Raw genomic sequence first — 25,812 nt, 5'->3', positions numbered from 1 at the left:
GCCGACGGCGCAGCAGGCGGCGCAGCAGGCGCTCGGGAGGCCACCGTGTCCTGCGTCGGCTCGACTGCCGACGGCCCAGGACCGGCCCCAACAGCAGGCTCTTCAGGGACCGTTGTGTCCTCAGCAGGTACCGGACCGTCGGCAGGGTAGAGCTCGGAGAGCTGCTTCAGCATGCGGGCATAGGCGTCGCGCTCCGGCGGTCGCGGCTCGGTCCGGCCGGCCTCCCAGCCACTGACCGTCGCCCGCCGCACCCGCAACGCGGCCGCCACCTCATCCAACGTCAGACCGTGCCCCTGACGCAGCCGCTTACGCTCGGCCGGCGGCGGCAGCGCAGAGCGGGACGCGACCAGCGCGTCAACCGCGTCGAACAACTCCGACATCCAGCACCTCCCAGCCCGACCCTAACGTGAAACGCGCATATCGCGTACCGACCACGCACGAACGACGTACCAGCCGCGGACAGACCATGCACTGATCGCGTATCGAGGAGATCGTGGACGTGCCACTTCGAACCTGATGCGGAGGGGACCAACCACCAACCACCGGCGGGGCACGCACCGACACCCCGCAGGCCAGTTACTCCCCGACGGACGTCAACGTACGCTCGTCACCAAGGCCAACACCTTCACACCGGCCGGCGGAACAACGCCGAGTTCTCCGCGCCTCCAGAAATCACGACCGACCGTACGGCAGGAGGCCTCATGGGTACGACCCGGGAAGCCGCCCCGCCATCCGATGCCCCTGGCCGTGGAATGGTCGGGCGCACCGTCACCACCGCCCTGCCCCTCTACCTGACCATGCTGGCGTCGACCGTGGGCGGCCTGGTGGACACCGCCGTCCTCGGACGGCACGCCACCGCGTCGCTGGCCGCGTTCGCACTCACGATGGCCGTGTACGTACCGGCCACCGCCACCGTCGCCGGAGCCATGCGCGGGGCGATGCCCTTCGTGGCGGCGCACGACGACGATCCCGACGCCCTCGTGCCGGTGGTGCGCGACAGCATGTGGCTGGGCATCGTCACCGGGCTGCTGGGCGCCCTGGCCGTCGGTGCGGTACCGCTCATCGGCCTCGTCTCCGGCGTTCCGCAGCGGACGCTGTCAGAACTGGGCGCGCTCCCGCTCCTGATGGCGGCGAGCGTCCTCGTCGCGGCCGTCGGCAACTCGGCGACCTCCACCCTCGTCGGGCTCGGCCACTCCCAGCTCGTCATGCGGGCGGGGACGACCGGCACCGCCGCGGCCGTGGTTCTCTCCCTGACCCTCGTCAACGGCATCGGCTCGTTCGACGGGTTCGGACTGGTCGGCGCGGGGATCGCCATGCTGGTGTCGAGCCTGATCAGCGCGTCGGTGGCGCACTGGGGGCTGCGCAGGCCCGCGGTTCTGGCCGGCCGGTCGCTCAGCCCGGGCCGACCGCACGCCAGGGCGCTGATCAGGCTGGCCGGTGTCGGCGTACCGCTTGCGGCCACCGTGCTCATCAAGTTCGCCGTTCTCGGCGTGCTGGCCATCGCTGCCGCGCGAGCCGGCACCGTGAGTGCCGCCGCACACAGCATCGCCGTTTCCCTGGCCGGCCTCATGTTCACCGCTGCCGTCGCCATCGGCCAGGCGATCATCCCTCTGATGGCGCCCTACCTGAAGGTCAAGGACGTCCGAGGGATGCGCGCTGCGGTACGCGCGGGGGTAACGACGGCCCTCGGCGCGGTGGTCCTCCTCGGAGTCGCCCTGGCAGTGCTGCGCATGCCGGTGCTGTCCTTCTTCACCCATGATCCCGACGTCCGGCACACGTTGATGGCGCTACTCCCCCTGGTGCTCCTGGTGGCGCTCACCGACGCACTGCAAGCGGTCTTCGGCTTCGGACTCGTCGCGATGAGGAACACCGTGCCCAGCCTCCTCGCGTTCGCCGTCTGCTACGGCCTGCTGACACTGGCCGCCGCTCCCCTGTCAGCCCAGGGCGGGCTGAGAGCCCTCTGGTTCGCTCTGCTCGCCGCCAACACCCTCCTCGCCATCGCCCAGGCGAGCTTCTTCCACCAGCGCAGCGGGCGCCTCGCCGACCCCCCGGCCCGTCCCCAGATGGACGCGCCCGACGTCACGGCGCCGCGAAACGTCGGGCCCTGACCCGTAGCCATGAGGAGTGAGGTTTGCAGGCCGCGCACGATGACGACCGACGGGGTCGGTATCGCCTATCAGGTCCAGGGCGAAGGGGCGGCGCCGCTGGTCCTGCTGGCGGGGCAGTCGAACAACCACCGTTGGTGGGACGCGGTGCGCGACGACTTCCACAGTGAACGCAGCACCATCACGTTCGACTACCGCGGTACCGGGGCGAGCGACAAGCCCGATGTCCCCTACAGCACCGAGCTGTTCACCCTGGACGTGATCGCGGTGCTCGACGCTCTCTCCATCGGCCGGGCCGATGTGTACGGGACATCCATGGGCGGACGCCTGGCCCAGCACCCCGCAGCCCGGCACCCGGACCGCGTGCGCACCCTCGTCCTCGGGTGCACATCTCCCGGCGGCCCGCACGCCGTTGAACGGACCAACCAAGTGCGCAGATCTCTGGTGCGGACGGAGCCCGGGGCGGCGCGGCGGGCCTTGCTCGAGTTGATGTACACGCCGGGCCGGCCGGCAGCGCACCCCGGGCCGTACCGGACGCTCGGCGACCCCGCAATGCCCGCGCATGCCCAGCGGCGCCACCTGGCGGCCGACAACCGGCACGACGCATGGCAGATCCTCCCGGACATCAGCGCACCCCACCCTCGTCGTGCACGGCACCGACGACCTCCTCAACCCCGCCGCCAACGCCCCTCTGCTCGCGGACCGTATCCCCGGCGCCCGGCTGCACATGATTCCCGGGGCCCGGCACGCCTACTTCGAGGAGGACCGCACCCCCGCCAGTCCGCTCGTCCTGGATTTCCTGACCTCGGTGCCACAACCCTGAGGGCAGGTGATGCTCGACGAACCCCGCCGGATCTGCTCTCCTGATCACTCTGCCCTCCTGGCAGTCGTGGAGACAGCCGCCGTGTTCGCCGTGACGATCACCACGATGGCGAGCCAGGCGAGAGCATCAAGCCGCTCCCCCAGCACCGCGAGACCGACCAGGGCCGCGAAGACCGGGTTGACGCTCATGAACACCCCGAAGAAATGCGCCGGGACGCGACGCAGCGCCAGCAGGTCGGCCAGGAACGGCACCGCCGAGGAGAGCACCCCGGCCGTCAGGGCGCAGCCCAGCGCGGCGAGCGTCGGCCGGTGGTACCACAACACCCAGACCCCGACGGGCAGATAGAGGGTCGCGGAGACCATCGCCGCGGCGGCCGAACCCTCCAGACCGGGCAGACGGGTCCCGACCGCCCGGTTGAGCAGGATGTAGCAGGCCCAGCACGCCGCCGCCAGCAGAGCCAGACCGATACCCAGGTAATCGGTGGCGGGTGTGGGACGCATGAGAACGGCCACCGCGACCGCGGCCGCCACAGCCGCCGCCACATCGACACGGCGGCGGGAACCGGCCAGGGCGACGGTCAGCGGGCCAAGGAACTCCAGCGTGACGGCCAGGCCCAGCCCGATCCTCTCGATCGCCATGTACAGGGAGAGGTTCATCCCGGCGAACACCAGCGCGAGGCCCAGGACGGGACGCCACTGCGCGGCGGTGAAACGGCGCAGTCGTGGCCGGCCGACGGAACCGAGGATAACGGCCGCCACCCACTGGCGGACCGCCACCACGCCCACAGGCCCCAGTACCGGGAAGGCCAGCGCCCCGATCGAGGCGCCGGTCTGGTTGGACAGTCCGCTGCCCAGCATCAGGGCCACGCCTGCTCCGCGACCCGTACGGCGTGGAGACGCCGCCGCGCCCATCGTCCCGGTGGCCCCGGCCTGCCCGCCGTCTCCTGTGGCTCCTGCCGAATAGGGCGTCGTGGCTGGAGAACTGTCGAGCTTCATGCCACCGACAATGGGAGAGCCACTGCCATACGCAAAATGCATCCACCCACCTACCTATACGCTGGGCGTATGGACAAGCCGGGAACCACGACCGCGGCCGCACTTGAGCTGAAGCACCTGCGGTGCCTGGTCGCCATCGTGGACACCGCCAGTTTCACCGACGCCGGTCACGCGCTCGGCATGTCCCAGGCCGCCGTCTCCCGCACCCTCGCCGGTCTGGAAACCCTCCTCGGGGTACGGCTGCTGCATCGCACCAGCCGCAGCGTCGCCCCCACCGCCGCCGGCGTACAGGCGCTCGCCCGCGCCCGCATCCTGCTCGCAGGCACCGAAGAACTCGTCCGCGAAGCCACCACCGGACACACCCGTCTGCACATCGGGCATGCCTGGTCCGCGTTCGGCCGGCACACCACCGAGTTCCAGCGCCGCTGGCAAGAACAGCACCCCGAGACCGAACTGCGCCTCATCCGTCACAACACCCCCACCGGCGGACTCGCCGAAGGGCTGTGCGACCTCGCCGTCATCCGTGCCCCGATCGACCTCACCCCGTGGTCCCACGCCCGGATCGGCGACGAGGCCCGCTACGTCGCCATGGCCTCCGACGACCCCTGGGCCCGCCGCCGCAGCATCCGGCTGGACGAGATCCCGCGCCGCACCATGGCCATCGACCGCCGCACCGGCACCACCGCCCTGAGCCAATGGCCGGAAGCGGACCGGCCCGCGGTCGAGTTCACCCACGACATCGACGACTGGCTGGCCGCCATCGCCACCGGCCGCTGCATCGGACTCACCCCCCAGGCCACTGCCGCCCAGTACCGCCGCGACGGCATCACCTACCGCCCCCTCCGAGGCGCCGAACCCGTACCCGTCCACCTCATCTGGCGCGCCCACACCACCCATCCCGCCACCCACACCGCAATCGCCCTCGCCGCCGGTCTCTACCGCGAAACCCGACGCGCCCCGCGCCCGCGCGGCCGACTCGATACGTAGCAGACCGGCAGCCGAACCGGACGCGGGCCGGAGCCGGTTCCGTACACCGGCCCATCCGGGGGCGCTGCCGCAGCGGCCCGGTCACGCGGACACCGACCGGTCTTCCCCTGGGCTTCCTCGGGCCGGTGCTCAGGAACCCGTTCCCGTCCCGGATGCTCCTGCCCGCGCCCTACCGTGCGCTGATAGCGCCCCGCAGGGTCCAGCGGATCAGGTCATCCACGCCGTGGCGTGCGACGAGTCCGTCGCCGGTCGCGTGGAGGCCGGTGTAGACGATGCTCCACACCATGCGCTGAATCCACTGAGCCGGGACCGTGGCATCGAGATCGCCCGCGATCTCGTGGTGGCCACGGACATCAGCCGCGACGCACTCGCGTAGCCCGGCGTTCGGACAGATCTCGCCGGACCCCCGGCCACCCGCCGCGCTCGGTCAGGGGTGCCGGGGCGGGCCAATCGCATCTTCGGCAGGGCCACGCCCACGGGCACGACCGCCGCGAGGAAGGTACCGAAGCCGGCGAGGACGCTTCCGCCGGCGGTCGGGGCGGCCGGCCACCGCTGGCCGGTCGGCCCCTGGGGCCGACCGCTGACCACCGCCTCAAGGGGCAGGTCCCCGGGGGGACCTGTAGGCGAGAGCGTCCTCGGAGTGGAGCGCGAGCGGGATGCCCTGAAACTGCGTTGGATCAGGAGTGGTCCAACGACCTCGGAGGTCGTTTCGTCAGGGTTTCTGAGGCGTCCTGGCCATGGCCGCAGCCAGCGCTGCAAGGAGCAGGACTCCTGTCGACCACCAGGCCGCGACGGTGAAGCCGTGCACCATCCCCTCCCCCAGGGCTCGGCTTCGGTACGGGTGAGCCTCGCTGTAGCGGGTGGCGGCGGACGACGCGATCGTGTTCAGCAGGACGGTGCCCAAGGAGCCGCCGATCTGTTGGAAGGTGGAGACGGTCGCGGACGTCACTCCGGCGTCCTTCGGGGCGACCCCGGCGGTCGCCGTCGCGTAGACGGGCATAAAGGTCAGCCCCATGCCCAGACCGAGCAGAACCAGCGCGGGCAGCACCCCGGTGGCATACGTGGAGGTCGTGCTCAGGCGGGTCAGGAGCAGCATGCCGGCAGCCGCGAGGAGCATGCCGGGGGCCATCAGGTTGCGGGGGGCGGTGTGGGGCAGGAGCCGGGCGGCGATCTGCGTCGCGCCGATGACGATCGTGACGGACATCGGCAGGAACGCCAGTCCCGTCCTTAGGGGTGAGTAGTCGAGGATGGTCTGGAGGTAGTAAGTCAGGAACAGGAACGTCCCGAACATGGCGACGGTGGCCAGGCCCATCGTCGCGAGTGCCGCCGCACGGGTTCTGTCCCTGACGATGTGCAGCGGCAGCATCGGGTGCTTGGCGCGGGACTGCCACCAAACGAAAACGGCGAGCAGGGCAACGCCGACTGCGAACAGGGTCAGGACCAACGGGTCGGCCCAGCCGGCTGATTCGGCCTCGCTGGAGCCGTACACGATCGCCACCAGCCCGCCGGAGGCGAGCAGCGCGCCGGGGACGTCGAGGCGCACTCCCCGCTGGCCGGGGCTGTCCTTGAGGAGGGCCAGCGCGCCGCCGAGGGCGGCCAGCGCGATGGGGACGTTGACGTACAGGCACCAGCGCCAGGTCGCGTACTCGGTGAGCAGGCCGCCCACCAGCAGCCCGATGGCGCTGCCGCCGCCGGCGAGCGCACCGTAGATCCCGAACGCTCTGCCCCTCTCGGCGGGGTCGGTGAAGGTCGTCGTCAGCAGTGACAGCGCGGAGGGGGCCAGGACCGCAGCACAGGCCCCTTGCAGGGCCCGCGCCGCGAACAGCGTGCCGGGGCCTTCGGCCGCGCCGCCGAGCGCGGAGGCGGCGGCAAATCCGAGCAGACCGATCAAGAGGGTGCGTTTACGGCCGACCAGATCGGCGATCCGCCCGCCGAGCAGGAGCAGGCCACCGAAGGCCAGTGAGTATGCGGTGATCACCCACTGTCGGCTCGCGTCCGACATGCCCAGCCCGTTCTGGACGGAGGGCAGGGCGATGTTCACGATCGTGCCGTCGAGAATCACCATGAGCTGGGCGGCCGCGATGACGGCGAGAGCCCACCACCGCTTCGGGTCGGGCAACTCGGCCGCGTCGACCGTGGTGTGGGGAACCGGCGTGGGCACGGTGCCCCCGGATGAGGACTGCTTGGTCAAGGCGATGACATCCCGTGTCGGAGGTGTAGGAGCAGACGCGCGGTCCTACACCCCGTCACACGACACAGAAGATCGCGAGAATGACGGACACCACCATGAGGTGCCGCAGGAGGGAGAGTTCTACCGCGCGCCGAACGGGGGCACACGGCCGGGGGCAACTATGGCCGCAACACTCGTTGTGCAGTTCCAGTCCATGTTTCCCACCTCCTCCCGGCCGGGCACGCGGTACGCAGCGACGCCAATGGCGCCGAATGATGTGGCGGGTCTCGCCTCACCTGACCTCCGACACGTTACGTTAGCCAGCCGGGGACACCAACGGATTTTGGACGAGGCTCTCGCTCTGCTGAAGAGCGAGGAGAAGCGCCTCGTGGAGCACCGAGCGGGCCGGGAGCGGGAGTGCGGCTCCGGCGACGGTGCCAGCAGCCCTGGCCGGACCACGATCGGGCTCGGCGAGATGACCAGCGGTCTGCGCGCGAGTATCGACGGCCTCGACCTGCACGCCGGGTTCACCGTCCTCAGCCCGGAGAAGCAGGCCGGAAACGTACGCCGACAACTCCGCCTTTGCTTCCTGTGGTGCCCATCGGGGGGTGAGGCGTTCTTTACCTACGGTGCGTGCGGAGTTCACGGTTGCCATCTGCTCAGGGATTCGTGAGGCTCGCGGGCAGGTGCCAGCGGGAAACTGCTTGAGTTCTTCGCATGATGCGGTAGACGTGATGCTCGACGAACTGCCGGGTGCGGCCGGGGCTGACCTGCCGCTCTGCACGCCCCGGCCTGGACCCAGGTGTCAGTTGTACCGAGGGTCGACCCTCGCGCCCTGGACGGTGGAACAGGGCCACGAGCCGACCGGTAGCCGGCAGCGGCCGTGCGCCCAGCGGGCCCGGCCGACGCCCTCCCCCCGTGCTCGCGTGCGAGCCGCTTACGCGGCTTGGGTGAGTTCGGCGCGGCCGAACAGCAGGGCCCAGCCGGTCGGGAACTGACTCAGGATCCGGGTGATCAGGTCGGGGCCGGCGTGGGCAGTGACGGCGGCGAAGACGGAGCCGGTGTCCCAGCGCGTGGTGGCCGGGGAGGCGCCGGAGCGGGCGGCAAGGTCCTTGACGAAGGCCCAGCCGGTCAAGGGCTGGGGGTCGGGGATCTGTGCGGTCAGCACGCGTGCGGCCTCCACGGGCAGGCAGGCGGCCAGGTCGACACGTTCGTCGCCGGTCAGCTGCCGCCCCAGCCCCGAGAGGACCAGGCGGACGACCTCTTCGGCCTTCTCACGGGTGGGGTAGGCGCCCTCATAGCGAACCCTCTCCAGCATCTGCTCATACGCCGCTCCGTTCGGCTGCTGCTGCTCAAGCGGTGCGCGCACATGGGTGATCACTTTCGGTGCATGCCTTTCATCAAAGCCGGGATTGGGTTGTGCCCCGGGGTGTGGCGCTATCCCAGGTCCGGGTCAGGTGGGTTGGGGGCGGCCGAAGAGGAGGTCGTAGCCGAGGGGGAGCTGGAACAGGATCTGCCCCAGCAGGTCCTCACCGGCGGCGTCGGCGACCGTTGACAGGACGGCGCTGACGTCCCAGGTCGCGGTCTGCTCGGTGGCGCCTTCGATCCAGGCCGCGGTCGCGCGGACGAACCGCTCCGGAGAGAGGGGCTCGGCGCTCTGCAGCGGGTTCAGCAGGATCAGCGCGAACTCCTCCGGCAGGCGGGACGCGAGTTGGGAGCGGACCTCTCCGGCGAGGTGGGCGCCCAGCAGGGCGAGGACCACGCGGGCCGCACGCTCGGCCTCTTCGGCGGTCTTGTACTCGCCGCGCTCGGTCACGTAGTGGAGGAATGCTTCGCGTCGCAGAACCATCTTGGCCGCACCCCATTCTTTCGGGTTTCTCACGGGGGTGCGGAGGACGAGCCATGAAGGGGAGAGCAGAAGTCCCGTCCTCCGCCGTCTCCGGCCGGTTTCAGCCGGAGATCTCCGTGCGGCCGGAGCCGGCGCCAATGGAGATCTTGCGGGGCTTGGCGCGCTCGGCGATCGGGATGCGCAGGGTGAGCACACCGGCGTCGTAGTCGGCCTGGATGTGCTCGGTGTCGAGGGTATCGGCGAGGACGATCTGTCGGGAGAAGATTCCCAGCGGCCGCTCGGACAGTTCCATCTGCACGTCGTCGGCCTTCGCCACCGGCCGCCGCTCGGCCTTCACGGTCAGCATGTTCCGCTCGACGTCGATGTCGATCGCGTCGGCAGTGACGCCGGGCAGGTCGAAAGCCACCACGTACTCGTCGCCCTCGCGGTAGGCGTCCATCGGCATGGCCGACGGCTTCGACCAAGTACCCGGAACCATCAGCTGCTGCGCGAGACGGTCCAGCTCACGGAAGGGGTCAGTGCGCATCAACATCGTGAAACACCTCCAGCGGGTCGTAGGCAGTTGCTGCCAATGCGCTGCACTGAGACCGTTGTAGCATGTCATCCAGCGGATGACAAACACGATGTCGTCAACACGATGACACTCCGAGGGGAGTGCCCATGACCGAAGCCAAGAAGCCCCCGACCACCAGCACCGAAACCCACAGTCCGACTTCGTTCCTCGCCGCCGCGGCAGCCCTGAACACCATCGACGACGCCCTGCGCACAGCCCACCACCAGGCCCCCGACACCCCACCAGGGACCGGCCCGACCCCGGAGCAGGCCCTGGCCTCGCTGACGCTGCTGCGACAGGTCCGCGAGCAACTCGCCGAATGGGAGACCGGCCTCATCGAGAACGCCCGCGACGTCGGCGCCAGCTGGGCCGACCTCGCCCACCCCCTCGGCGTCGCCAGCCGCCAGGCCGCCGAACGCCGCTACCTACGCGGCCGCCCCGGCCCCGAAGGCACCACCGGCGAACAACGCGTCACCGCCACCCGCCAGGCCCGCGCCGCGACCCGCACCACCGCCGCCTGGGCCCGCCGCAACGCCGCCGACCTGCGCCGCCTCGCCGGCCAGATCACCGCACTCACCGACCTGCCCGCCGCCGCTCGCCGACCGGTCGGCGAGCTCCACTCAGCCCTCGCCCACGACGATCCCGCCGACATCATCGCCCCGCTCACCGCCACCCGCCCCCACCTGGCCGCAGCCCACCCCGACCTCGCCGCCCAGCTCGACGCCCTCACACACCCCTGACGCCAGCCGGTAGACCAGAGCAGCAGCCCGTCGAACTCTGCGCCGACGGCACCAGCACGACGAAGGTCCCGACCGCTCGGGGCAGGCCGGGGAGCTACACGCGCCTCGGGCAACCGACCACGGGCGGGTATCGAGGCCGCGGACCGCGAAGGCGTGAAGACCCATGACCAGCGCACGCGTCGCCAGACCACCACCTTCACCACGGAAGACCGAGCCCTCCTGGACGCGCAGGCCAGGAAGCGTCCTCCCGCCGACGCGGCGGAGTTCCGGCCTTCTCGGCAGCGGCCATGGCCACCCGTCCTCCCCGCCAACGCGAAGGTGAGCCGAACCGCCCGCATCCGCGTCTGACCGATAGCGAGCCCTCCGCGCGAGCAAAGCCCCCGAGGCGGAGAAGCGGCTCACCAACGATCACCAAGGACCACCCCCGCGGCGCCGAACACAGAGAACACGGCGTCGAGCTGGTCCTCGCGCTCGGCGCGAGCCGGGACGTGCACCACAAGGCAGCCACACCTGATTTGTGATGAACTATGGCCCGGCTTCGAGACGCTGACCTCGTCTCGAACAGGAGAGTGGGGGAACCGTGGGCCTGGGTGGGGGGGCGTGGCGCCGACTGAGCGCCGTGCTGCTCGTCATGGCGGTGGCGGCCGGGTGTACGGGGCAGGGCGAAAGCGCGGGCGGCGGAAACGACGAAGACCTGCTGCGGAACCACGACTGGACGCAGATGCCGGGCACCACCGCACGGAACGGCATCCTGCGGGTCAGCGCATCGGATCGGCACATCGTGGAGCAGGACTCCTCCGGCGGCCAGCCCAACCCCCCGCTGAACCTGGCCGGCCCGCACCTCAGGTCCGATGGCGACTTCACCGTCACCGCGCGCATGTCCGGTGTGGGTGACGATGCCGGCGACTCATGGCTGCGGCTGTACGGACGCGTACCGGTCATCTACGACGAATGGCGGCAGGAGCGGCCCTCACTCCGCGTCGGCGTGAGGGCCGACGGACGAGTAAGGGTGCAGATATGGGACGGCGAGGACGATGGGCCGGCCACCTCCAAGGACTTCGAATGCGGCTGCTCCGGAACGGTGACGCTCGCCGTGTCGAGCGTCGGAGACACATTCCGCGTGAATGCCGACGGGCGGCAGCTGGGAACCGTGCAGGACCCTGGAGTGTTCGCCGAGGGCACTGTCTGGTTCGGTCTGGAGGCGGACACGGGCGAAGACGAGCGCCGCGAGGGATGGCATCTGACCCAGCTGATCGCGCGGCCGGAGAGCGGTGACTCGCTCCGCGTGATCAAGGCCCCCCAGCTACGCCAGGAGCAGTCCGACGACTCGCTGCGTGCGCGGGCCGCAGATGTGGGACGGCCTTTCGACGTCGGCACCGCGCTGGCCGAGAACCCGCTGCTCACCGACTCACGTTACCGGGCACTCGCGGGAAGCCAGTTCTCCATGCTCACTCCGGAGAACGCGTTCAAGCCACAGTTCCTCCACCCACGCCGCGGCGTCTACGACTTCCGCGACGCGGACCTACTCGTACGTTTCGCCCGCGCAAACGACATGAAGGTGCACGCGCACACCCTCGTCTGGCACGAGGCTCTGCCTAACTGGATGCGGGAGAACCACGACCCCGAGGAGGTACGCCGGACCATGCTCCGGCACATCGCCACCGTCGCCGGGCACTTCAAAGGCAAAGTCGCAGAATGGGATGTGGTCAACGAGCCCATGTCCGACGACGAGAAGAGCTACACCAATGGGAACCTCGGTCTGCGATCCGAGCAGAGCCCGTGGTACGAGGCCATGGGCGAGGAGTACATCGACGAGGCCTTCAGGGCCGCCCACCGGGCCGATCCGAAGGCACAGCTGTTCCTCAACGAGTACGGGGTCGAGGAGGAAGGCGAGCGATGGGACGCCCTCTACGATCTGATCAAACGGCTCAAAGAACGCGGCGTACCGATCGACGGCGTGGGTTTCCAGAACCATGAGTACGCACCCGGCGACCGCACCGCCCCGGAGACCTTCCGCAGCCATGTGCGGGATCTGGCGGAACTCGGGGTTAAGGCGCGGGTGTCGGAGATGGACGTCCCCATAAGCGAGGACGAGGAGGACGGGCGAAAGACCCAGGCTGACGAGATGGCAGGCAAGCTGCGGGTCTGCCTGGAGGAGCCGAACTGCACATCATTCTCAACCTGGGGATTCACAGACCGGTACGGCTCCACCGCCGACACCAAGATCTATCCCCCACGCACGGCCGATTCCCTGCCATGGGACACGGACCTGCGGCCGAAGCGGGCGTACGAACGCCTGCTCGAAGCCCTTCGGGCCGCCCCGTAACCCCTGGCGGGCGCACGACGACAGCTACGGCATCTCACGCGTTGCCGGAGCGCCCACAAAGGCATCCAGTATGCGGACGCCCCGCCTTACGATGCACCGCATCTGACGCCGCGCGCTGATCCACAAGGACTACGGGACAGCCCTCAGGTGTGAGCTAAGGGCTGTCCCGTAAATGACCTTGGAGCTGCCGGGTGCAGGGTCGGCCGCGGTGCAACCCGCTCGCCTATCCGGCCGAGTAGACCGGGGCCGACAGGGGTTCCGTCGAGGTTGGCCAGGCGGATGAGGGCGGTGGCCGCGGCCCACCGCATCAGCGGGTTTGCGGCATCCAGGTGCGGGGTGATGTCCTCAGCCGTGGAGGGTAGTCCGAGGAGGCCGACGGCGAGCAGCGCGGTGGCGGCGGGTGATCGGGTCCTTCTCGTGTGCGGCAAGGGCGAGGAGACGGAGCAGGGAGGTGGTTGGAGAACTCGGGAAACCAGGCCAGCAGGTAGGCGATCCGGGTCCGCAGACGTGCGTCATCATCGAGCAGGACCAGAAGGCCGGGGAGTTCGGCCAGGACAGCGTCGTACGACTGGAGCGCCGACCACCGGGAGTCAGGCGAGTTACCGGCCGCCACCCAGTCCCTCAGCTCCTGCAGCTGCGCGCGCTCGTCGCTATCCGTCGCGCCGGCCAACTGCTCCTCGTACCAGGCCAAGGCCTGCCAGAACATGTAACGCTACGGCGCCCCCAACCAGGTCGAGGCGCTCTCGCTGTCGGGAGGTACGCGCTCAACCTTCGCCGCCGCAAGACACAAGATCACGATCTGCAGCTGGAGTACTAGCTTCGGGAATTGGTCTTCGTAACCGATGAGGAACCCGCATGTCCGACCGAAGACCGCCGGACACTCCCTAGAGTCGTGGCCGAGCGCAACCCATCAAGGCCGGGTGGCGAGCGTCCACAACTTCGGTGTGTTCGTGAACCTCGACGGCGAGCCCGATCAGTGCACCGGGTTCATCCGGATCCCCGAACTGAGCTGGCGGTCGTTCGACCATCCCGCCGAGGTCGTCACAGGCGGCCAGCGGGTCGTGGGCGAGATCATCGACGTAGATACCCGGCGTGGACAGGTTCAGCTGTCCTTGAAGGCTCTCCAAGAGGACCCGCTCCTTTCCTTCGCGGACCAGGCAGGCCGTGTCACCACCGGTCGGGTCACCAAGTTGATCCCGTTCGGAGCCTTCGTCCGCATCGCCGACGGAATTGAGGGGCTCGTGCACAACACTCAGTTCCGTGACGAGCCCGTCGACGACCCTGGCCAGATCGTGAGCGAGGGCGACGCGATCACCGTACGGATCGTCGAGGTCGACCTCACGCGCCGCCGCCTCACCTTGTCCGCCAGAAATCTGCCGCAGAACATTGAGCTTCTTCGAGTTGGCCACCGATCGGGTGATGGGTCGTGAGGCGCAACGAGCGAGGCCCCCGGGCTGTTGATCGAGATGTCTGACGTCTCCATCACGTTGCTCGGGGGCATCGTTGGTCATCCATCCTGCCGCACTCGACCTGCCTCACGCACTCGTGGCGTGGGTCACCATGCTGATCGTCACCCGTGAGGGCGACCGACGCTGCAAGCTCCGTCCGTCCCAGCGCGCGATGGTGGTACTGGTGTACCTGCGTGAACACACCACACTCGCGAAGATCGCCGCCGGGTTCGGGATCAGCGAGTCCACAGCCCACGCCTACACCAGCGCGGTCGTCGACCTGCTCGCCGAACGTGCACCGGGCCTGCTCAAGACGCTGCGCGAGCACGAACCCGACTTCGTCCTGCTCGACGGCACCCTCGCCGGGTGCGACAGGGTCGGCGACGGCCGGGCCGACTACTCCCACAAACGCCGGCGCCACGGCGTGAACGTGCAGGTCGTCACCGACCCCAGCGGCCGGCTGCTGTGGCTCTCACCCGCACTGCCGGGCCGCACCCACGACCTGACCGCCCCCCGCACCCACCGGAGCATCCGGATCTGCGAACGCCAGGGAGTCCCCATCCTGGCGGACCTTGCCTACCAGGGCGGCGGGCCCTGGCTGACGACGGGCATCAAGGCAGGCCGTTGCAGGAGCTCACGCCCACCGAGAAAACCCTGAACCGGGCGCTGGCCGCGGCACGGTCGCCAGTCGAACGCGGAGTCGCCCGCCTGAAGTCCTGGCGAATCTTCCGCAGGGCCCGGTGCAGTCCGAACCGCATGACGTCAATCGCCAAGGCCATCCTCACACTGGAGCGGCAACGCTGAAGAAGCTCACTGTATGTGACAACCACCAGGTGGACAGGGTGCGGCGCAGCAGCGGGCAGGCGATCGGACCGAGGCCGATCGGGGGACGGTAGGTGGGATGGCGTGAGGAGATCGCCTCGGCACTCGGCGGGTGGATCGCTGTCGAAGGAGGCGTGGGCAAGCAGCCACGCTGGCAGCTCGTCGGGCGGGCGGCCAGGAGCGGTGACCCGGGCCGGTATGTGGTCGATCTGCGGGGCTCCGACATCGGACCTGAACAGCTGGACTCCCTGAGGCTGGCCGGGGCGGGCAGCGACGGCATCGAGACCGAGGGTTTCGCTGTCTCAGAGGCTGTACAGAACGGCTCCCGCCTCACGTTGCGGGTACCGGAGATCGACGACCCTCACCTGTGGATGCTCAAGCAGCCGCCCACCTGCCTGATCGAGGCCTTGCGTGACGGTATCGCCAGGCTGGGTGAGCATCCTCTCGCCACTGCGCTGGCGACCGCGATGATCGGCGGTCGCTCGGCCCACGCCATCGATCCGCCGGGCTTCCATCCTGCCCAGGCGGACGCCTATCGGGCATGCCTCGGCGAGGGCGTCCACCTGGTGTGGGGGCCGCCTGGTACGGGAAAGACCACCGTCCTCAAGCGAGCCATCGGCGACCTCACCGCCCAGGGGCGGCGTGTCCTGCTGGTGTCGGCGACGAACATCGCCGTGGACAACGCTCTGCTCGGGGTGGTGCGGGGGAAGCGCCACGAGTTCGGTGACATCGTCCGCCCCGACGCCATCGAGGTGGCGGTCGGCGCCTTCCTCACCCGATGGCGCCATGCCTCCGGCTGCCACAGTCCCTCATCCGGACAAAGGGCCGATTGAGGTTCAGACTGGAACAGGTGGATGCAGGACTGTCACGCAATGGGCCGAAAGCGGGCGGGCCTGTGCCGGACGGCTCGCTGTCGACCACCTGGAGCGGAAGGCAGGTACGACGAGGGGCGACTGGGCGGCGGGGCGCAACGGGCCCAGGCATCCAGAGAAGGGAACCGCTGCCATGAGCCGTCGCTCGAGCGACCTGTCCCGCCTGCTGACGGCGGCGGAGACGGCGGCTCCGGTTGAGGCCGTGGCCGTGGTCGCGGAAGATCTGCGCAGGCGGTTCGCGGCTACGAAGGTCTCGTTCCTCATTGTGGATCTGACCGGTAGAGCGCTCGCGCGGCTCTCCACCACCACTGCCGCGGGCAGTGACGACGAAACGGAGCGGATCCCTCTGTTCGGGGGGAGCGTCTACGAGCAGGTGATCCGCACCCAACGGCCGCATCACGAGCCCGCCGGACAAGATCAGCGGGTAATAGTTCCTGTGACCAACCGGGGGGATGCGATCGGCCTGCTCGAACTGCTCCTGCCGGCCGGCAGGAGCGACGAGGAAAGGGTTGTGCTCGCTGTCGGGGAAGCCGCTCACGCACTGGCCTACGTCGTGATCGCCAACGGACGCTTCACCGACTTCTACACCTGGGGCAAACGCTCCAGACCTCCGACCCTGGCAGCGGAGATCCAGTATCAGCTGCTTCCACAGGCCCTGTCCTGCGAGGCCGCGCAGTTCACCCTGAGCGGGAGCCTGGAGCCCTCCGAGGACCTCAGCGGCGACACGTTCGACTACGCGCTGGACCGCGACACCCTGCACCTGTCGGTGACCGACCCCATGGGCCATGACCTCGACGCAGCCCTGGCGGCCACCGTCCTGGTGGGTGCCCTGCGCAGAGCCCGCCGCGCCGGAGAACCCCTCGCCGAACAGGCCCGTGAGGGCGACCAGGCCCTGACCAGCCACGGACAGGGCCACGCCACCGGACAACTGCTGCGCATCAACCTCCACACCGGAAGAACCGAGCTCGTCAACGCCGGCCACCCCTGGCCCCTGCGCATGCGTGCAGGCTTGGTGGAAACCATCCCCTGCCAGGTCGACCAGCCTTTCGGGCTGGCCGTCGTCTCACCCCGGCCCTACCGCGTCCAAACCCTGGACCTGCGCCCCGGAGACCGGCTCCTCATGCTGACGGACGGCATGCTCGAACGCCACGGAGAGAAGGTCGACGTGGCTGCCCTGCTGCGGCAGACCCGCAGCCTGCACCCACGCGAGACCACGCTGATGCTGACCTCCGCCGTGCGCGACGCCGCAGGCGGCCGCCTCGAAGACGACGCCACCGTGGTGTGCCTGGACTGGCACGGCCCACAAGAAGACCACCGCCACGTCAGCTCCGGCGCGGACACCCACCAAGCCTCAGCCGCCCGCCCACCCAACCGTTGACCACGCCACCACCGCCCGAGCCACCGACTCAACGACGTTGGTCACTCCCCAGCACCGATTCCCCCGGAGCGGCCATGCACGAGAGGCCTCGGGTCAGGTCTCAGGACGGCTCGATCGCGTGTATCGCCTGTGGGGACGTGCGTGCCGTTCAAGATTATCTCCGCTGGCGCACGCGTGGTCCGAAGAAGCCACTGCACCCTCCTGGGGTGATCTCGATCATCCCAGGAAGCTCAACCGCACCCGTCGCTCCGCGTTGTCGACGTTCGTCGGAGTCCGCCCCTACGGCAGCCGTGAAAAGAAGCCCCCACGCCCCAGCCTCTGCTGAACAAACGGCACGGACTCGACGAACGTGCGTCGGCAGAGTCTATGGCGTCAGGCGTCCCCGTGGCACGAACGGACCGGCCGAGATGCGCCCGCCGAGCCTTCGTGGTCACCTGACGTCACGGGCACCACTTCGCTACGGCCTCGTCCCGAGGGACCCACTACGGCCGCCGGCAACGCGACCCTCCCCAAGTCCACCGAGCCCATCCGGAGACGGCTGGTGTCCGAGCGAACTGTTACGACCACGTCCGACTGTTGCCCGAACGATTGCGGCGCCCCCGCGCACGGCGACACCGTGCGAGAGTCCTTCGAGAGCATCTACACCCACTGGCATCCACAGTTGCTTCGCTGGGCCAGGCGCCGCTGCGTCGATCCTCAGGAAGCCGAGGATGTCGCGCAGCAGGTTTTCGCCGACCTCTGGCGATACTCCGGTAGGTACTGCCCTCGCCGAGGGGAGATCGGCCCCTGGATCTACGGCATCACGGTGCACAAGGCCGCCGACGCGTCTGCCGCCGTCGCCCGCAGGTACGAGGGGTTACGCCGTCTGATCAGGAGCCCCGTCGCCGCGAACCCTGACGTCGGCGCCGGAGCCGTCGAGCGGGTGCACATGGCATCCTCCCTGTCGGAATTGCCGGACCACAAGCGCGAGGTCCTCTTCCTGGCCTATTACCTGGACATGACTCAGCCGGAGGTTGCGGGGCTTCTCGACCTGCCCTTGGGAACGGTCAAGAGTCACACCAGACGGGGTCTCAGGGCTCTCGCCCGCCGCCTCGACGCACATGCGTGAAGGTTTGGCTCAAGAGTCCTCCGTGATGCCGCCCATGGCCTGAATCAGCCGACTAGCGGCGCGCCCGGGTTCCGGCCGCGCCGCTGTCGAGGTGTGGTCAGCTCTCGGGGCCCCGGGTCAGTGGAGCTTGTTGACGGCGGTCTTCGTCGTGGTGCGGAAGGCGGTCAGCGGGGCGTCCTCGAGGTCGCCCATCTGGCCCCAGCGGACGAGGGTGACGGTGCGGCCGTCGCGGCCGACGGAGAACAGGTGGATGTCGGAGATGCCGATCTGCGGGTCGGCGGTGTCCAGGCTGTAGACCCAGGCGCCCTCCTCGACGGCGAGCTTGCCGTGGGAGGCGCTGACGGCCTGCAGGCCCGGGTTCTGCTGCTCCAGCAGGGGGCCGCAGCCCGCGAGGGCCGCGCGGAGGGTGTTGACCAGCTTCACGGCGTCGGCTTCGGTACGGGCGACGGTGGTGACCTGGACACCGTTGGTGTCGAGCTCGGTGCTGAACTCGCGGTAGCGGGTGTTCTGCGCCGGGATCTTGTACGGGGCGCAGAGGACGCCTCCGTTCTCCGGGACGCCGGTGAAGACCTGGGTGGCGGTCCACGGCGTCGACGACGGCGGCATCTGGGCAGCGGCGAGGAAGGCGGGCTGGGCAGCGGCCTGCGCCGGGGCTGTGGCGAGAGCCGCGAGGCCCAGTGCGGCAGCGACTGCTGTGGCGAGCGCGGTGCGGAACTTGTTCATGGTGATGGATCCCCCGTCGGGTCGTTCGTTCGGTCAGTGCTCAACCAGCGTGAGGCCCGCGCCCGCTGCCTGCAACGCTCACGCGCCAACCAGCCGCCCTGGAACCATTCCACCCCCGCTGACGTGCAAGGACGTGGAAGGTTGGGACGCGGGGTCGAAGGGGATGGAATGCCGAAGGACGCCGCCGTCGAGGAGCTCGCGGGGCTCGTGCGCGCCGAAGGCGCGGGAAGGGAGGAGTTGGGAGGCGCTGGGCCAGCGGCCGAGCGTCAATCGTCCACCCTCCACCGCTACTGCTCGGGCGCGACCGTCCCGGAGGAGTTCGCCGTGGTTGACCGTCTCGCCATGCTGTGTGGGGCGGATGAGGAAGCCGTAGGGCGCTGTGGTGAACGATGGCTTGCCGCTGCGGCCCAAGCCGATCCGCAGCATCCATCGCCCGGAAGACCCCTTCAGCTCTGCGGAGATCGGGCTCCGTAAACGCCTGCGAGCCCAGATCCGGCTCACCCGAACACGGAGATCAGAAGCTGAAAGAGTGGTGGCATCACGTTATGAAGGTCCGCCCTGCAGCGGCCACGTCGCCAGACTCTCCGTCGCCCCGGCAGCAGCCGCACCCAAGTCGGCTACCTCATCGCCCGCTCGGGCATTCCCGACGGTCGCGCGGCCTACCCGGCGGACTGAAACCGGCCCATCTCTGCCGTACAACCATCCGTGGATCTCTGCTGTCTTGATCCCCGTGAAGAAGACGCTCATTGCCTCCGCCGCCGTTCTCGGCGCGCTCGCCGCCGTCACCGGCCCGGCCGCGGCCCCCGCCGCAGCCGCCTCCGACGCCCTGTGGCTCTGGTCCGACCCGTACGAGATCACCCTCGCGGGTCCGTCCGAGGACGGCTCCCCCTCACCGTCGCAGTCGCTGACCGTGCAGATCAGCCACGACAACACGGCGACCACCGTCCCGGCCGGCACGCTCACCGTCGACGCCTCCGACGTCGCCTCGTTCGCCGAGGTCACCTGGCCCGCGAACTGCCGGCCGGAGAACGAGACCACCGCCGTCTGCACCACCCCCGAACTCCCCGGCGGCGCCAACGCACCCGCCGCGCGGATCGGCCTGACCACCAAGCCGGGCGCCACCGACGGCACCGCCGGCTACGTCCGCTACACCGCCCAGGCCGGCGGCATGAACGCGTACCCGGGCGAGACTTACGTCGCCGTCAACGACGGCCCCGCGCTCGGCCTCACCCAGGCCGAGTACCGCACCGGCATGGCACCCGACGAGCCCTTCGACTCCTCCGTCGTCCTCGGCAATCAGGGCAACCGCACCGCCGACCGCACCCTGCTCACCGTCTTCACCTCCCGCGGCATACGCCTCGGCATGTCCGTCCCCTCCAACTGCGAATCCACGAACGCCGTCACCGGCCGTACGTTCCTCTGCGTCCTGGACGAGCGGACGACTCCGGGCTCGTACCACTCCCTCCCGTTGAAGTTCCGCACCAAGGACATGGCACTCTTCGACCGTGTCGACTATTCGGCGCAGCCCTACTCCGAGCAGGCGCTCGCCGAGGCCCGCGCCGGCCGCGCCTTCACACCGGGCGTCGGCCCGGAGGTGAACCTCACCCCGGCCGCCGCCCCCGCCGATGAACTCCAGCCCTACCGCAGCTTCACGGTGAAGACCGTCAACCAGGCCGACTACCGGCTGACCGCCTCCACCGTCTCCGGCGCGGCCGGCGACACCGTCCCCGCCACCGTCACCGTCCACAACGCAGGCCCCGCCTGGGTCGCCTCCCTCGGCGCGGGCGAACCCGCCGCGACCGTCGACATCGACATCCCCGCCGGCACCTCGGTCGCCACCGCCCCCGACGCCTGCTGGTCCCAGTCCGAGACCCGCTACCGCTGCAACACCCCCATCTACCTCACCGAATCCGGCAAGCCCGCCACCCACACCTTCACCTTCACCCTCCACATCGACGAGGTCATCCCGAACTCCACCGCCCGCGCCGCCATCTACAACGACGCCTACGAACCCGCCGTCCGCACCTTCGACCCCGACCTGACGAACAACACGGCCACCCTCACCGTCAACCCCTCGACGAGCTGACGCACGCTCCCCTCAGGCTGCCCGGCCCGACCCCTGCGCGGGCCCTGTCCGAGCCGGGCAGCCGACCCTCGCACCGACGGAGCATGTGGGCGCTTGCTGCTGTTGCTTGTGTCAGGTGGTGCTGGCGGTGTTCAGGGTGAGGTAGATCCACAGGTAGGTGTCGACTCCTGCGAGGTCGAACAGGGCGGCCAGGGCCCGTTCATGCTGCTTATCGTGCCCCGGCTCAAGGCGTCACGCCGCCAGCCGTGAGCGGCCCAGCTGAACACGTGCTGTGGTTCTGGGGAGGCGTTCTGTGTCGTCGGCGTGCCGAGGCAGTCAGAGGGTGAAAAAGTCGCCTGTGGCAGTGGAGAGCGGGCGGGGGGCCTCCTCGGCCATGTGGTGGCCCGAGTCGATGCCATGGCCCTGCACGTCGTGGGCCCAGTGCTGCCAGGTGTCACGCGGATCGCCGTACAGGTCGTCCTGCGCGACCACAGGACCCGAACGGGGCAGTGGATCCGCGTGCCCCCGGCGTAATCCGCCTCTTCGTGCTCACGGTCGTTGGTGAGTCCGGCGCGGTAGTCCTCCAGCATGGCGCGGACGACGTCCGGGTTTCTGGTCGCGGCCCACCACTCCTCGTGAGTCTCCACGCCCAACTTCCGAGGGTCCCCGCGGTACCACGCGTCGGGACCGGCGTTGATGAGGATGAGCCGGGCTGCCCGGTAGCGCTGCCCGGCGTACGGTTGCAGCAGCTGGAGCGTCTGCACGCCGGTACCGCGCCGGGCACCGGTGAGGGCATAGCCGATCTGCACGGGCAGGTGGAGATCGCCCAAGGTGAGAGCGTCGGGGCCCCAAGGGTGCGTTGGAAGGCCTCGGCGGCGGGCCCACGGCCCGATGCCCGGAACGAGCTGCAGCCGGGCCATCGCCACCGGCATTTCCATGGCCGCGGCTCCTTCCAGGCGGGGGGCGTAGGAGCAGGGACGCAGGATCGCGGCCTCCTCGACCGGTCGACTCCGGCCCGGTGCCACTCCCAGCTCGGCACCATCCGCCAGGCGGCCGCCGACGGCGGGACCCGCATCCCCTCCGGTGCCGGCTCCGGAGGCTCCTCGCCGTACCGGTTCAGCAGGCGCCGCCAGGCGCAGTGGGCGCTGCCGGTGGTGATCCGCTGCTCCAGCAGGCTCGGCACGAGGGACTCGATCACCAGCCCGGTACGGCAAGCGCAGCCCGCCGTGCTTGCGGTGTGCAGCGGCAACCACCCGGTGACGGGGCCGGAACGCGTCCGGCTCGTCGTCGGCGCCGAGCAGGGCTGGGAGCTGGTCCCCGGCCGGAGGGCCATGGAAAGTGCGTGTGGCACCAGGAGTCTGTGTCGTCCCGTCAGCGGGCGGCACCATCCTGGCCCCTTGCTCGCCGGCTCCATCCGTACCCCGCTTCGCGGCCGGACAGCTCGGGAGCCTGATCTCTGGTTGATTCGCCAGTGCCGGGTGAGGACCGCACCCGTAGGCGCGGCCGCTCCTGCGCGCAGCTCTTCTCGTTGAGAGGCGGTGCCCTGTCGTCAGCCGGGTCGCTTACGGCGGAGTTGGCTGACGCCTTGTCCTGATGTCGAGCAGAGTGCGGTCGAGTTCGATCAGGTGGTCTCCGAAGCCTCCCTGTGCGCGAGGGTTCCGCCGGGCCGAAGTGGTGACGGGGCAGTCGGAGGTCCGCAGGAGGTGTGCGCCGGTCCGTTCCAGTGCGTCGACCAGGCCTCGGTCCTCGTTGAGCGGTGTCGGGGGGAAGCCGCCCGCAGCTGTATAGGCGCGAGTGCTGACGCCGAGATTTGCACCGTGCACGTGGGGGTGGCGCCACGGGAGGTCCGCTGGTGGGCGTGAATTCTCGTACAGGTGGCAGTACCGGTCTGCCAGGTCAGTTCGGCCGGCTGGCCATCGGTCGACAGTCACGGTGCCGATGACAGCGTCCCAGCCTTCTGCGGCGCGAGCCGCCTGGTACGCGAGCCAGTCCGGCCGTACTGAGCTATCGGCGTCGGTGGAAGCGATCCACACGCCGTCCGGGGGGCCGCCGATCACGCCGAGCGCGGCTCGCACACCGGCAGCCCGGGCTCGGCCGACGTTGCGGAAGTGGACCGGTACGACGAGTGCGCCCGCGGCACGGGAGACCGCGGCGGTGGTATCCGTGCAGCAGTCTGCCACCACCACCGTGAGGACACGGACCGACTCGATGCCGGGGTGCGCGGCCGCCGTGCGCAGGGACGTGAGCGCGGCTGGAAGAAGTTCTTCCTCGTCGCGGGCCGGAATGACGACAGCGATCGCTCTGATGCTTCCCGGTACGGTCATACGAGGCCCTCACGGGCAGCAGGTGAGGGCGCTGCCGTTCCGTCAGGACTGGTGCGCTCGTAGACCTGGAGCACGAAGTCGGTTTCCCTGTGGTTGGCCGTCAGTGTCAGCCCCGGAACCGAGCCGACGGTACGGGCGATCGTGCTGCCGGTTCCGTGGTGGTCGGGCACCGCATGATTCCAGTGCGCTGTGACCAGGGTGCCTCCCGGCTCCAGGGCGTCGACCGCGAGGTCCAGGACGCTCCGGAGGGTGGGGGCGTCGAAATAGTAGAGCAGTTCGGACAGGACAACGAGGTCAAAGCGGCCGGGCGGCCACTGGCCGGGAATGGTCATGGCGTGCACTTCCACATGAGGAAGAGCTGAGGTGCGGCTGCGCGCGGTAGCGACTGCGGACTCCACCCGGTCGCAGGCCACCACCCGGTCACACCGTTCAGCCAGACGTACGGTCAGTTCGCCGACCGAGCAGGCGGGTTCAAAGGCGCGGTGGTAGCGGGGCAGGGGCAGGCTCGCCACGGTGAGGTCGTACTTGCGGCGCTCGTACCAGCGCTCAGCAAGATGCCAGGGGTCGGGAGTGTCGCGGTACATTCTCTCGAAGTACGCACCGGGGGTGCCCTCCGTGCTGACGGCCGGTGTGTGTTGTGTGTCTTTCACCGGAAAACCACCTCCCGGTCGCGCAGATGGTGCGCGAGTTCCTCCGGAGGCAGGATCGGTGCGTTGCCCGGGCCCGGCCCCAGGGGCGCGATCTGGCTGACGAACCGCTTCACGGCCGCCTTCTTTCGGTCCAGCACCGTTGGGGGCAGCAGGATGCGGGCCGCGCTGCGCCACGGCACCCGGAGGTCTCCCGGCTGTGCCCAGTGCCACATCCACACCGGATAAAGCCAGCAGGCGAGACCCGCTGCCTTCGCCGCGCGCACGGCTGCTCGGCCCGCTGCCTCGTGGTCGCCGTGCACATCGCTGGTCCACGGCGCGACCACCAGGTCAGCGTCGCGGACCAGGCGTGCAATCTGGTCCACGACCTCGTCCTCGTACGCCCCTACTTTCGTATCGGGGATCCGCAGCCTCACGACATCCGAGTCCGCCGCCCCGAGCTCGGCCAGCGCCGCCTGTGTCTCTGCAGCACGCACCTTCACGAGATCGGACGGGCTGATCACGTCGCTGTTGGGGTGGGAGCCCTCGCCATCGGTGACGGCGACCACAGTTACCTCCGTACCCGAGGCCGAGAGCAGCGCGATCGCGCCGCCGAAACCGAGCACCTCGTCGTCAGGGTGGGCAGCGACCACCACCACGCGATCGAAGGATCCCAGGGAGACTTCCGGAAGGCTTTCCCAGCCCGGCCACGCCTGCCAGTCCGCCTCGGGAGTGCCGGGGGCCTGGATCGGATCGGCGAAGCTGCCGCCTCTGGTGACCGTCATCGCTTGTCCTGCGGTCGGGCCAGGTGAGCGCCGAGGTCGGCGAGCTCGCGTTCGGCGTGGTGCTGGCGGATGTAGACGGTCAGGTCGGCAACGGTGCGGGCGTGCGAGGCGTTGTGGCACAGCGGGCCCGCTCCGGTCGCCCTGCCCACATGGTCCAGCACTGTGCGGCAGACCGCCTCGATGAACGCGCGTACCCGCATCGCTCTCAGCTGGGCCCCGCCATCCTCGTCGTGGGGATCCGCGTCGATCTCGGCGGCCGCTTGTTCCAGGAGCGCTGCGGCTGCGTACAGCTGGACGTCCACCGCCCCGAGGTGGGCATCGGTGTGCGGCTCGGCCCGGGATGCGGCCGCCTCGCGCAACACCCGCGATGCCGCCACAGCACCGCCGTACCAGCAAGCGGCGACCCCGATGCCTCCGTGCCAGAACCCGGGCCTGCGGACATACGCCTCCGGCTCACCGACCGCGGTCGCCGGCACGTTCGTGAACCGTACGTCCGGGGTGTCGCTGCCTGCCATGCCGACGGCCTGCCAGCTGCCCTCCACCGGCTGACAACCGCCTCCGCTCACCTCTACCGCGAAGAGTCGCCGCGATTCTCCTGCCCGGGCTGTGACCAGAGCGTGGGTGCAGCTGTGCGCGCCCGAGCAGTACTGCTTCAGCCCGTTCAGCACCCACCCCTCCCCCACCTGGGAGGCGACCAGTCCTTCACCCGGCGGCTCGGCCGCCCACACACCCCACAGCTCACCCGCCGGCGGCGGGGTCTCCCCCAACTCCGCGAGGATGGCAGTGGCGTCGACATGCCCCTCGACCAGGCGCGCGGAGCACAAAGACGCCTCGGCTACATCCCGCAGAGCCGCGAACCGCTCACCCGTACGCCCGGAACCCGGCAAAGGGAAAGACAGCTCTCCCTTCTCGATCCGCCTGACCGTTTCGACGAAACCCTCTGCGGCCTGTGCGGCATCGACGGGCAGAGCAGGATCTGCTGGCATGACTCGAACTCCTTCAGCACTAGCGGGCAGCTCCGACACAGCCGGACGCTCCTCAACGATGGATCGACACCCAAGTTCACGCGACCGCGCCAAAGCTGCCGGCCTCCCTCTGTGCCCCTCTCACCAG

22 protein-coding genes and 2 pseudogenes are annotated in these 25,812 nt (G+C 69.6%); 13 read left to right on the top strand and 11 right to left on the bottom strand.

Translation table 11 applies throughout. The features are described from left to right. Positions 1-380, bottom strand: a 380-nt coding sequence (locus IE134_RS17400; protein ID WP_189430980.1) for a helix-turn-helix domain-containing protein, incomplete at its 3' end; no start/stop codon positions are given. A 321-nt stretch (positions 381-701) separates the two neighbouring features. Here IE134_RS17400 and IE134_RS17395 point away from each other — a divergent pair. From IE134_RS17395 to IE134_RS34660, 3 genes and pseudogenes are all read left to right on the top strand, one after another. Further along, positions 702-2,108, top strand: coding sequence for an MATE family efflux transporter (locus IE134_RS17395; protein WP_098894292.1), 1,407 nt, complete (start codon positions 702-704; stop codon positions 2,106-2,108). A gap of 9 nt (positions 2,109-2,117) precedes the next feature. Then, positions 2,118-2,477 (top strand): annotated as a pseudogene (locus tag IE134_RS34665) (alpha/beta fold hydrolase); the annotation flags it as partial. 190 nt (positions 2,478-2,667) lie between these two features. Beyond that, complete coding sequence (locus IE134_RS34660; protein ID WP_373296739.1) at positions 2,668-2,928, top strand: alpha/beta fold hydrolase; 261 nt, start codon at positions 2,668-2,670, stop codon at positions 2,926-2,928. A 44-nt stretch (positions 2,929-2,972) separates the two neighbouring features. On the opposite strand, the gene IE134_RS17385 is transcribed toward IE134_RS34660, so the two are convergent. Beyond that, entirely contained in the window at positions 2,973-3,794 is an 822-nt protein-coding gene (locus IE134_RS17385; RefSeq protein ID WP_098894293.1) for an EamA family transporter, read from the bottom strand. A 198-nt stretch (positions 3,795-3,992) separates the two neighbouring features. Here IE134_RS17385 and IE134_RS17380 point away from each other — a divergent pair, with 198 nt between their 5' ends. Then, entirely contained in the window at positions 3,993-4,910 is a 918-nt protein-coding gene (locus tag IE134_RS17380; protein WP_098020585.1) for a LysR family transcriptional regulator, read from the top strand. Between the two features lie 712 nt (positions 4,911-5,622). On the opposite strand, the gene IE134_RS17370 is transcribed toward IE134_RS17380, so the two are convergent. Beyond that, positions 5,623-7,071, bottom strand: coding sequence for an MFS transporter (locus IE134_RS17370; RefSeq protein ID WP_189430989.1), 1,449 nt, complete (start codon positions 7,069-7,071; stop codon positions 5,623-5,625). A 352-nt stretch (positions 7,072-7,423) separates the two neighbouring features. Between IE134_RS17370 and IE134_RS17365 the strand changes: the two genes are divergently transcribed. Further along, positions 7,424-7,753 carry a hypothetical protein gene (locus tag IE134_RS17365; RefSeq protein WP_098020588.1) on the top strand — a complete coding sequence of 110 codons (330 nt, stop codon included), beginning with the start codon at positions 7,424-7,426 and terminating at the stop codon, positions 7,751-7,753. 264 nt (positions 7,754-8,017) lie between these two features. On the opposite strand, the gene IE134_RS17360 is transcribed toward IE134_RS17365, so the two are convergent. The 3 genes from IE134_RS17360 to IE134_RS17350 all read right to left on the bottom strand — a co-directional run bounded on the left by IE134_RS17360 (position 8,018) and on the right by IE134_RS17350 (position 9,461). Further along, positions 8,018-8,461: a DUF2267 domain-containing protein gene (locus IE134_RS17360; RefSeq protein ID WP_030721759.1), complete on the bottom strand. Its 444-nt coding sequence runs from the start codon at positions 8,459-8,461 to the stop codon at positions 8,018-8,020. A gap of 72 nt (positions 8,462-8,533) precedes the next feature. Next, positions 8,534-8,929, bottom strand: coding sequence for a DUF2267 domain-containing protein (locus IE134_RS17355; protein ID WP_189430977.1), 396 nt, complete (start codon positions 8,927-8,929; stop codon positions 8,534-8,536). 100 nt (positions 8,930-9,029) lie between these two features. Continuing rightward, complete coding sequence (locus tag IE134_RS17350; protein WP_088577565.1) at positions 9,030-9,461, bottom strand: Hsp20/alpha crystallin family protein; 432 nt, start codon at positions 9,459-9,461, stop codon at positions 9,030-9,032. Positions 9,462-9,589: 128 nt separating this feature from the next. On the opposite strand from IE134_RS17350, the gene IE134_RS17345 reads away from it, so the two are divergent. From IE134_RS17345 to IE134_RS17315, 7 genes and pseudogenes are all read left to right on the top strand, one after another. After that, a complete protein-coding gene (locus tag IE134_RS17345) occupies positions 9,590-10,222 on the top strand; it encodes a type III effector protein (RefSeq protein WP_088577566.1) in 633 nt (210 codons plus the stop codon). Between the two features lie 580 nt (positions 10,223-10,802). Then, positions 10,803-12,548: an endo-1,4-beta-xylanase gene (locus IE134_RS17340; protein ID WP_189430975.1), complete on the top strand. Its 1,746-nt coding sequence runs from the start codon at positions 10,803-10,805 to the stop codon at positions 12,546-12,548. A 920-nt stretch (positions 12,549-13,468) separates the two neighbouring features. Continuing rightward, entirely contained in the window at positions 13,469-13,978 is a 510-nt protein-coding gene (locus IE134_RS17335; RefSeq protein WP_229823631.1) for a S1 RNA-binding domain-containing protein, read from the top strand. A 73-nt stretch (positions 13,979-14,051) separates the two neighbouring features. Then, positions 14,052-14,800 (top strand): annotated as a pseudogene (locus tag IE134_RS17330) (transposase). Positions 14,801-14,952: 152 nt separating this feature from the next. Further along, complete coding sequence (locus tag IE134_RS17325) at positions 14,953-15,651, top strand: AAA domain-containing protein (protein ID WP_229823629.1); 699 nt, start codon at positions 14,953-14,955, stop codon at positions 15,649-15,651. A gap of 172 nt (positions 15,652-15,823) precedes the next feature. Further along, positions 15,824-17,068, top strand: a complete 1,245-nt coding sequence (locus IE134_RS17320; protein ID WP_098894301.1) for a PP2C family protein-serine/threonine phosphatase — start codon at positions 15,824-15,826, stop codon at positions 17,066-17,068. Positions 17,069-17,609: 541 nt separating this feature from the next. Beyond that, positions 17,610-18,176 (top strand): RNA polymerase sigma factor, encoded by a 567-nt coding sequence (locus tag IE134_RS17315; RefSeq protein WP_179887956.1) that lies wholly within the window; start codon positions 17,610-17,612, stop codon positions 18,174-18,176. Between the two features lie 117 nt (positions 18,177-18,293). On the opposite strand, the gene IE134_RS17310 is transcribed toward IE134_RS17315, so the two are convergent. Next, positions 18,294-18,899: a hypothetical protein gene (locus IE134_RS17310; protein WP_126931772.1), complete on the bottom strand. Its 606-nt coding sequence runs from the start codon at positions 18,897-18,899 to the stop codon at positions 18,294-18,296. 730 nt (positions 18,900-19,629) lie between these two features. Between IE134_RS17310 and IE134_RS17305 the strand changes: the two genes are divergently transcribed. Beyond that, complete coding sequence (locus IE134_RS17305) at positions 19,630-20,985, top strand: DUF11 domain-containing protein (RefSeq protein ID WP_229823627.1); 1,356 nt, start codon at positions 19,630-19,632, stop codon at positions 20,983-20,985. Between the two features lie 1,541 nt (positions 20,986-22,526). Here the strand turns inward: IE134_RS17305 and IE134_RS17300 are convergent. The 4 genes from IE134_RS17300 to IE134_RS17285 all read right to left on the bottom strand — a co-directional run bounded on the left by IE134_RS17300 (position 22,527) and on the right by IE134_RS17285 (position 25,685). Then, complete coding sequence (locus IE134_RS17300) at positions 22,527-23,288, bottom strand: glycosyltransferase family 2 protein (RefSeq protein ID WP_189430972.1); 762 nt, start codon at positions 23,286-23,288, stop codon at positions 22,527-22,529. Continuing rightward, positions 23,285-23,872 carry a class I SAM-dependent DNA methyltransferase gene (locus IE134_RS17295; protein WP_098894305.1) on the bottom strand — a complete coding sequence of 196 codons (588 nt, stop codon included), beginning with the start codon at positions 23,870-23,872 and terminating at the stop codon, positions 23,285-23,287. The genes IE134_RS17300 and IE134_RS17295 overlap by 4 nt, the downstream gene beginning before the upstream one ends. A gap of 62 nt (positions 23,873-23,934) precedes the next feature. After that, complete coding sequence (locus IE134_RS17290) at positions 23,935-24,699, bottom strand: PIG-L deacetylase family protein (RefSeq protein WP_030718054.1); 765 nt, start codon at positions 24,697-24,699, stop codon at positions 23,935-23,937. After that, on the bottom strand, positions 24,696-25,685 hold the full coding sequence (locus tag IE134_RS17285) for an acyl-CoA dehydrogenase family protein (RefSeq protein WP_218924390.1): 990 nt from the start codon (positions 25,683-25,685) through the stop codon (positions 24,696-24,698). The genes IE134_RS17290 and IE134_RS17285 overlap by 4 nt, the downstream gene beginning before the upstream one ends. Positions 25,686-25,812: the final 127 nt, after the last annotated feature.

Origin of the sequence: Streptomyces rubiginosohelvolus (assembly GCF_014649875.1) — a bacterium.
In the GTDB taxonomy this organism is placed as follows: Bacteria; Actinomycetota; Actinomycetes; order Streptomycetales; family Streptomycetaceae; genus Streptomyces; species Streptomyces rubiginosohelvolus.
The sequence above is the reverse complement of the archived record's forward strand: the minus strand, read 5'-3'. Positions and strand labels throughout refer to the sequence as shown.